Source organism: Yersinia artesiana, assembly GCF_902726545.1.
Taxonomy (GTDB): domain Bacteria; phylum Pseudomonadota; class Gammaproteobacteria; order Enterobacterales; family Enterobacteriaceae; genus Yersinia; species Yersinia artesiana.
Window position 1 is genome coordinate 36,196 of record NZ_CACVAD010000039.1, and the last position, 7,731, is coordinate 43,926.

Genomic DNA, 7,731 nt, shown 5'->3' on the forward strand with positions numbered 1-7,731 from the left:
TCCTTATTCAGTCAGCGGAGCCAAAAGTTCAATACTGCCCGCAGGAAGGCCAATGAAATCCGCCAGCACCTGCAACAGCAAATTGTGATCATCCAAATGTGGCGCGCCGGAGACATTTACGCTGCCAATAATACCTGCTTGCTTAACCTGTAACGGGAAACCACCGCCTAGCGCGGCATAGTCACGTAAGCTGACACCATAGCGCTCCTCAAGGGAGGTTTGGCGCTGTTGCAACATCAACCCTGCGGCATAGGAGCTGGTGCCCAGTAACTCCACCACATTACGTTTGCGCCGCAGCCAGTCAGCGTTTTCCGCACTGGTACCGGGCATGGCGTAACTAAATAACGTCTGCCCATTGACCCGGATATTGATAGCCAGCGCCAGCCCTTGCCGCTCTGCCTGTTGCTTTATTTTTTCACCCAACTGCCAGGCGATTTCATGATTAAAATTCGTCAATTGCAGTCGTTGCTGATGCTGCTGGCTGAGGGTAAGTTGCTGTTGTAAATTCATGAGATTCTCCGGTGATAAATGGCGGCGGTCATGCCCGTTGCAATAAAGACCGCCTGGCGGCTTAAGCGCGTTTTACTTTGGCTAAGCCTTTGTCAGCAATACCCTTTCCCTTCGCTGCGACTTCAACATCACACTCTTTTGGCAAACTTAAGGTAATCAGCCCGGCAATAATTAATGAGCCAGCTAACATGCAAACGGCTGCACTTTGGCCGTAGAAGAAAATCATGACACCAACCAGATACGGGCCACAGAACCCGCCCAAATTACCTAACCCATTAATCACACCGCGAGCGCCACCGGCCACTTCTGGCACAGCAATACGGCCTGGAATAGACCAAAATGGGCTGGTTGCCGCTTTGAGGAAGAATCCGCACACCACCAGAGCCAGATAAGAGACCAATACGTTGTGGCGGAAAATAACCGATGTCACCAGACCCGCGGCAAAACAGAACAGAGAAATCATTATCAGCAAACGGCGTTTACCGGTTTTATCTGATAGCGCCGAAATAACATAAATACCGGCAGTGGTGGCAATAAACGGCAGAATAGCCAGAATACCGACCGAGGCCATATTACCGCCGGTCAGATTTTTCAAAATAGTCGGCAACCACAAGGTGTAGCCATAATCCCCAGTCTGATAAAAGAAGTTCAGAGCCACCAGTTTCATCAAACCTTTATTCAGGAAAACCGCTTTTAATGGCGCATTGGTGACCGGTGCATCCAGCATCCGCTCTGCCCGCTCACGTGACAGCTCGGTGACCAGATAATCGCGCTCTTTTTTCGACAGCCATTTGGCTTCTTCAGGTCGGTCACTGATAACAAACCACCACATAATCAACACGACGGCTGACAGTGAACCTTCGAGGAAGAACAGCCAGCGCCAATCTAACGCATTGATAATAAAACCAGATAAAGGCGCGGTGAACATGCCACCGATGGGGGCAAACATCATCACGAAAGCATTGGCGCGGCCAATTTCGCGTTCCGGGAACCAGTTGCTGACCATGGTCAACACCACAGGCAACATACCGCCCTCAGAAACACCCAGCACAAAACGCAGGAATAACAATTGATAATGGTTAGTCACAAAGCCCGTCAGAATGGAAACGACAGCCCAGACGGCGAGGGAATAAGCAATGAATTTTCTGCCGCTGCCATGAACAGCAATACGGCCACCCGGTACTTGTAAAAATAAATAACCAATAAAGAAAATACCGCCTGCTAAACCGGCCATTTGGCTGGTAATAGCCAGATCGCTTTCCATACCACCTGGTAGGGCAAAACTAATATTTACCCGGTCCATAAAAGAAATAATACAAGCAATCATTATTGGCACAATAACACGGAACCAACGGGCATTAGGGATCTTACTGTCCATATAAACACGCCTCTTTCTCTAGCTGAATAATTCCCACACCATTCAGAAAATAGCGTAGAGAATGCCGCCAACAAATTAGAGTAATTTGCCAGTTATTTAAAATGCACGATGTATGGTTTGTTTTTATTATAATAATTTGAGGATCAATTTAATTAATCCTCATTTTTTCTTAATTAGTAAGTAATAGCAGTGGGTGCTTTTTCACCCGCAAAGTGAGCTTGAATATTTGAAAATACAATATCACTCATTTGAATTCGGGTTTCGATGGTGGCGCTGGCGATATGGGGTAGCAATACCACGTTGTCCATTTCGATTAATGCCTGCGGCACATTAGGCTCATCTGCAAATACATCCAAACCTGCCCCACCAATTTTTTTCTGTTGCAATGCACGGATTAAATCATCCTGATTGACCATACTGCCACGAGCAATATTAATCAGCAGAGCATGATTTGGCATCGCAGCAAAAATGGTTTTATCAACCAGACCAATGCTGTCTTTGCCGCCTGATATGGCTATAACCAGAATATCGCTTTGTCTGGCAAGGCTGAGCAAATCGGGGACATGTTCATATGGCAGACTTTCAATTTTAGCTGTGTCAGTGTAGGCAATTTGCATATCAAAACCGGCTGCGCGGCGGGCAATTGCCTGACCAATACGGCCCATACCAAAAACACCCAGACGTTTGCCGGTCACTTTAGAGGCCAATGGCAAGCTGCTGTGCGGCCACTGACCGGCACGCAGGAATTTATCTGCCTGACAGAGACGCCGTGAAGTGGCGATAATCAGCCCCAGAGCGGTATCAGCTACATCATCAGTCAATACGCCAGGGGTGGTGGTGACGATGATATTGCGCTCACGGGTATAGTCCAAATCAACCGCGTCAGTTCCCACGCCAAATATTGAGATAATCTGTACTTCGGGTAATAACCCCAGCACCTCGTTGGTCACACCAATATCACCACGGGTCACAATACCCTTAATATTCTCGCCTTGTTGTGCAAAAAATTCAGCAGTATCCGTAACGTCGAAGAGCTTATGAACAGTAAAATTCTGTTCCAGTTTCTCGGTCAAATAGTCCATTACCGGGGCAATAATCAATACGGCCTGTTTGAAAGAAGATGGTTTGCTGTTTTTCATAACGAGTACCTGATCATGTCAATAAATCAAAAACCAAAAATGGCAGTAGATAGTCATCAGATGATTAAGCCATTTAGCGAATGTCATTATGAGACCTGTTTTCAATGTTTTATTTTGTGATGCAGGTCACTGTAAATCATGTTAAGAAAACGTGTTACCGGTAACGTGATCAACCTATCATTGCAGGTGCTGAATTGTTTCAGCTAAGCCAGCCAGCGTTAATGATTTATGTAATGCCTTAATCAAAATGTTATGGATTGGCATAATTTGTTATGCCAGGAATATTATTATGACGGGTGATCCAAGAGGAACATTGACTGCCATTCAATAACACAATGGCAGTTATGGGCAATTTAGAGGTATTTCAGCAACCGCAGAAATCTTAGATAGTTCCACCGAGTGAAATACGATAATGCAGGTCAACCTGTTCAATTGTCGGGATTTTTTTGATTTTCTTAATCAAGATTTCAGCAGCTACTTTGCCCATTTCAAAACGCGGAGTGGTGACACTGGCCAGTACCGGAGTGGTTGCCTGCCCAATATCCAACCCGTGAAAACCTGAAATCGCCATTTCTGCTGGCACCGCCATGCCCAACTTCAAGCATTCTTGTAACACGCCCACCGCCATATCATCATTGGTGCAGAAAATAGCATCGACTTGCGGATACATTTGTCGTGCCAATGCCAACATCCCGGCACCAATAGAGACGGATGAAACTTTATTAGGCGTAATATGCAGTGGTGCAAACCCCGCGTCCGTCATTGCCTGGCTATAGCCTTGATAACGTTTACGATCTCGCACATCAGACATGGAACCGAAATAGACAATATTTTGCTTCCCACTGGCCAGCAATGTAGCCGTCATATCGTAAGCGGCCTGATAATTATTAAAACCGACCGTAATACGGTTGAACTGGGGCTCTAAGTCCATCACTTGCGCAACCGGAAGCTCGGAAGCATTCAGATACTTATCCGCACGTAAGGTATGTTCAGAATCAGTCAGTATCAGCCCGGAAATCTGGCAAGAAAGCAGATTAACTATTTGTTCTTCTTCACGTTCTTTATTGTAGTTATAGTTGACTACCAGTGTTTGATAACCGCTGGCGGCAGTGACCGACTCAATGCCGGCTAGTAAATCAGAGAAAATTTGGTTATTAAAGGAAGGAACCAAGATACCAATTCTCGGGCTTTTTTGATTGAGGCTAGTTTCCCCTTCTGAATCAGCACTGTAATTGATTTCAGCCATCACTTGGGCAATACGTTCACCGGTTTCTGGAGCCACTTTTTCCGGCGTGCGTAAGTAGCGGCTGACCGTCATTTTAGTCACGCCTGCTAGTAACGCGATATCCTGTAACGTAACACGCTGGTTTTTCATGGCATATACCTGGAACAAGAGTGTGAGATGGGATGACGTGATTATGCACTGTTAGCGGAGATAATGAAAAGCATGTTACTGATTTAAAATACAATAACAATCATGCTTTCTATTATTGAGTTATTTTATTATCAATAAGTTAAGCCACCACGCGCCCTATTAATGAACAAAGCCCACACAAATAGCCCTCTTTTATCGTCACCAAGGCGATACTGCTCACGTAAGTGGTAACAGCTTCCCGTAACATGAATTAAAGTGATCTGCATCACAGTTTGGTAAAGCAGAAAACGGTTTGATAGGCACATGTTTTCGCACAGCCATTATTCAATAATATTGATTTTATAATGTCGATTAATAAGCGCCATATCCATCAGGAATGACTATGAAGAATTTATTTTCGTTAGAAAACCGCAAAGTATTAATTACGGGTTCCGCTCAAGGCATTGGTTTTTTATTAGCAAAAGGCCTTGCCGAATTTGGCGCAGAAATAATAATTAATGATATTACCGCAGAACGCGCAGAAAAAGCCGCTGCAGAATTACGCGACAGTGGTTTTGTTGCTTATGCCGCAGCATTTAATGTCACTGACCATGCTGCTGTGAATGATGCTATTGCACAAATAGAAAATAACATTGGTGCCATTGATATTTTAATTAACAATGCCGGTATTCAACGCCGTCATGCCTTTACCGAATTCCCAGAAAAAGATTGGGATGATGTGATTGCGGTAAATCAGAAATCTGTATTCTTGGTTTCACAAGCAGTTTCCCGTTATATGGTTAAACGCCAGCACGGAAAGATTATTAATATTTGCTCAATGCAAAGCGAATTAGGCCGCGACACTATCACGCCATATGCTGCCTCTAAAGGTGCAGTGAAAATGTTGACGCGTGGGATGTGTGTTGAACTGGCCCGTTACAATATTCAGGTCAATGGTATTGCCCCAGGTTATTTCAAAACGGATATGACAAAAGCACTAGTGGACGATAAGGCTTTCACCGATTGGCTGTGCAAACGCACGCCAGCCGCCCGTTGGGGAGATCCGGAAGAGTTAATTGGTGCCGCGGTGTACCTCTCTTCCAAAGCATCAGACTTTGTTAATGGTCATCTGCTGTTTGTTGATGGCGGGATGTTAGTTGCAGTCTGATAAACGGCAGGGGAAAGTTATGTCTGGGAAATGCATTATTGTGATGGGCGTATCCGGCACGGGTAAATCCTGTGTGGGACAAGCGCTGGCACAGGCGCTTAACGCCAAATTTATCGATGGCGATGATCTGCACCCACGCGCCAACATCCAAAAGATGGCATCAGGTCAGCCGCTTAATGATAGTGACCGCGCTCCGTGGCTTGAACGGCTAAGTGACGTGGCATATAGCCTGCAACAAAAGAATGAAGTCGGTTTTTTAGTCTGTTCGGCGCTGAAAAAACAGTATCGCGACCGTCTGCGCGAGGGTAATCAGGGCATTCGTTTTTTGTGGCTGACGGGCGATTACGATTTGGTATTACGCAGAATGCAGCAACGGGCGGGGCATTTTATGCCGGAGAGTCTGTTAAAGAGCCAGTTCGCGACACTGGAAGCCCCTGATGCCCGCGAACCGGACATCATTCCAATTGATATATCACCTGACATTGCCGGTGTTGTTAAACACTGTATTGCCGCACTGGAGCAGGAAAATAACGTCAGTCACTGTGCTTAAATCCTCGGCATGATGCATACGCAGAAATATAGGAATAGTTATGATACTTGATGAATTGAAAAGCGCGGTGAATAACCCACTTTACCCAGACGCTATCCGTCGCACACTGGCCGCCATCAGCAAGATGGATTTAGCCCATTTACCCGCCGGTGAATTAGATATTGAAGGCCGTGAGATTTATCTTAATCACATTATTGCCTCATCTAAACCATTGTATGAGCAAGCACCTGAATTGCATCGTTATTACATTGATATTCATATTCTGCTGGAAGGCAGTGAGGTGATTGGTGCTTCACCATCAGCTCAGGGCCAGCGCCCAACTATGGATTTTGATAGCGAACGGGATTACGGATTATTTGAAGGTATTACCACCGAAACTTTATTAACTCTGGCTCCGGGTGATATCGCCCTGCTATTCCCAGGTGAGTTGCACCGCCCAATGGGAACATTAGGCGATGTTGCGCCACTGCGCAAGATAGTGGTTAAAGTGGCGAATCATCTGTTGTGATTTAGGGTAGTTCAGGTTTGATTTGATTTGGTGAAAAGGTTTCGGTTGATAGAGTACGGGATCTGATTTCGGTTGATAGACGTTCAGTTATCACCTTACCTCAGCGGCCTCAACCGAGCTGGAGGTCAAGTGAACACCGAGCTCATGTCAACCGAACCGATAACCTGAGCGAATACCAACCGAACCGGCTCATCCAATCAACATCAACTATCAACAGAAGCTCCCAAGGGGCTACTCTCTTGCCGATCACGCCGCGCCGCTAACCATAATCCGCTATTTTTCATGGCGTAACCAAACACCACCCCGACTAACAGCGAAACAATTACCAGCTTCCAATTACCATCTGCGGCAAAAGTAGCACAGGCACCGATAAAGGTGCCGGGGACGAAGGATAACCACTGCTGACAGGCCTGAATACACATCAGAAACGCTACAAGACCCGTCAGAACATAGCCAAGGATGGTCCATTCCGGTTGCAAGGCGCTGCCCTGAATAATCATCATCGCCCAAAACACCCCGCTCACGCAGGTTAGCAGGGTAATAAGCAGCCCTTTCAAACCACCTTGCGGGCAGGCAAAGTAAGCGGTGCAGCCCAAAAACCCCGCCCAACTAATAAGCCCCAGGCTGACCGCAACCCAACCCCAGATACCTGAGAGAATGCCGGTGGTAATGGCAATCATCAGAATAATGTTCATCAGTATTTACCTGCACAAAACGCTAAAAGAGAAAATGTATTGCATGAAAGTTGCGCAGTTTACCTGAATTCAAGAAATTTTTATGAATCCTGGTCACAGAAATAATTGTTTAATTTTATTCATTACATTATTTTTGTGACTTAAGTCACAAAAATATAGACTGTACGTGATTTTGAATATAAATAGCATTACGGCGCTCACTGCTTGGTTTATCGCCAATTTTATGCAACTCACGATTAAAACTATTTCTATCTTCAGATGTGATCTTATCTGCATTAAACCCAGCGATTGATATCAGATACATTGACACCGTTTAACTCTTTTACAATATGTTGATCTAGTATTGAACCCGCTATTATGTAGTGCGGATCCCCTTTATCTATTTCTTCCTGTAAGAATTTAGATGCTTTAATGGCAATAATGTTAACT

At 45.3% G+C, this 7,731-nt stretch carries 8 protein-coding genes; 3 read left to right on the forward strand and 5 right to left on the reverse strand.

All coding sequences use genetic code 11. From position 1 onward, the window contains the following. Positions 1 to 3 precede the first annotated feature (3 nt). The 4 genes from HU019_RS13965 to HU019_RS13980 all read right to left on the reverse strand — a co-directional run bounded on the left by HU019_RS13965 (position 4) and on the right by HU019_RS13980 (position 4,402). Positions 4 to 510, reverse strand: a complete 507-nt coding sequence (locus HU019_RS13965; RefSeq protein ID WP_174846958.1) for a heme-degrading domain-containing protein — start codon at positions 508 to 510, stop codon at positions 4 to 6. A gap of 61 nt (positions 511 to 571) precedes the next feature. Next, positions 572 to 1,888 carry an MFS transporter gene (locus HU019_RS13970; RefSeq protein WP_174846957.1) on the reverse strand — a complete coding sequence of 439 codons (1,317 nt, stop codon included), beginning with the start codon at positions 1,886 to 1,888 and terminating at the stop codon, positions 572 to 574. 173 nt (positions 1,889 to 2,061) lie between these two features. Beyond that, positions 2,062 to 3,027 carry a 2-hydroxyacid dehydrogenase gene (locus HU019_RS13975; RefSeq protein ID WP_174846956.1) on the reverse strand — a complete coding sequence of 322 codons (966 nt, stop codon included), beginning with the start codon at positions 3,025 to 3,027 and terminating at the stop codon, positions 2,062 to 2,064. 382 nt (positions 3,028 to 3,409) lie between these two features. Beyond that, positions 3,410 to 4,402 (reverse strand): substrate-binding domain-containing protein, encoded by a 993-nt coding sequence (locus HU019_RS13980; RefSeq protein WP_174846955.1) that lies wholly within the window; start codon positions 4,400 to 4,402, stop codon positions 3,410 to 3,412. Between the two features lie 382 nt (positions 4,403 to 4,784). Here HU019_RS13980 and idnO point away from each other — a divergent pair, with 382 nt between their 5' ends. From idnO to HU019_RS13995, 3 genes are read left to right on the forward strand one after another with little or no spacing between them, the layout of a single operon-like run. Continuing rightward, positions 4,785 to 5,549, forward strand: coding sequence for a gluconate 5-dehydrogenase (gene idnO, locus HU019_RS13985; RefSeq protein WP_174846954.1), 765 nt, complete (start codon positions 4,785 to 4,787; stop codon positions 5,547 to 5,549). Between the two features lie 19 nt (positions 5,550 to 5,568). Then, on the forward strand, positions 5,569 to 6,099 hold the full coding sequence (locus tag HU019_RS13990; RefSeq protein ID WP_174846953.1) for a gluconokinase: 531 nt from the start codon (positions 5,569 to 5,571) through the stop codon (positions 6,097 to 6,099). 40 nt (positions 6,100 to 6,139) lie between these two features. Continuing rightward, complete coding sequence (locus HU019_RS13995; RefSeq protein ID WP_174846952.1) at positions 6,140 to 6,607, forward strand: NanQ anomerase/TabA/YiaL family protein; 468 nt, start codon at positions 6,140 to 6,142, stop codon at positions 6,605 to 6,607. Positions 6,608 to 6,810: 203 nt separating this feature from the next. Here HU019_RS13995 and HU019_RS14000 read toward each other — a convergent pair whose 3' ends face one another. Next, positions 6,811 to 7,302 (reverse strand): DUF1097 domain-containing protein, encoded by a 492-nt coding sequence (locus HU019_RS14000; RefSeq protein ID WP_174846951.1) that lies wholly within the window; start codon positions 7,300 to 7,302, stop codon positions 6,811 to 6,813. Positions 7,303 to 7,731 lie beyond the last annotated feature (429 nt).

Bases quoted from the DNA above. Each gene is read 5' to 3' on its own strand.
- HU019_RS13965 (WP_174846958.1), bottom strand. From the start codon at position 510: ATGAATTTACAACAGCAACTTACCCTCAGCCAGCAGCATCAGCAACGA.
- HU019_RS13970 (WP_174846957.1), bottom strand. From the start codon at position 1,888: ATGGACAGTAAGATCCCTAATGCCCGTTGGTTCCGTGTTATTGTGCCA.
- HU019_RS13975 (WP_174846956.1), bottom strand. From the start codon at position 3,027: ATGAAAAACAGCAAACCATCTTCTTTCAAACAGGCCGTATTGATTATT.
- HU019_RS13980 (WP_174846955.1), bottom strand. From the start codon at position 4,402: ATGAAAAACCAGCGTGTTACGTTACAGGATATCGCGTTACTAGCAGGC.
- idnO (WP_174846954.1), top strand. From the start codon at position 4,785: ATGAAGAATTTATTTTCGTTAGAAAACCGCAAAGTATTAATTACGGGT.
- HU019_RS13990 (WP_174846953.1), top strand. From the start codon at position 5,569: ATGTCTGGGAAATGCATTATTGTGATGGGCGTATCCGGCACGGGTAAA.
- HU019_RS13995 (WP_174846952.1), top strand. From the start codon at position 6,140: ATGATACTTGATGAATTGAAAAGCGCGGTGAATAACCCACTTTACCCA.
- HU019_RS14000 (WP_174846951.1), bottom strand. From the start codon at position 7,302: ATGAACATTATTCTGATGATTGCCATTACCACCGGCATTCTCTCAGGT.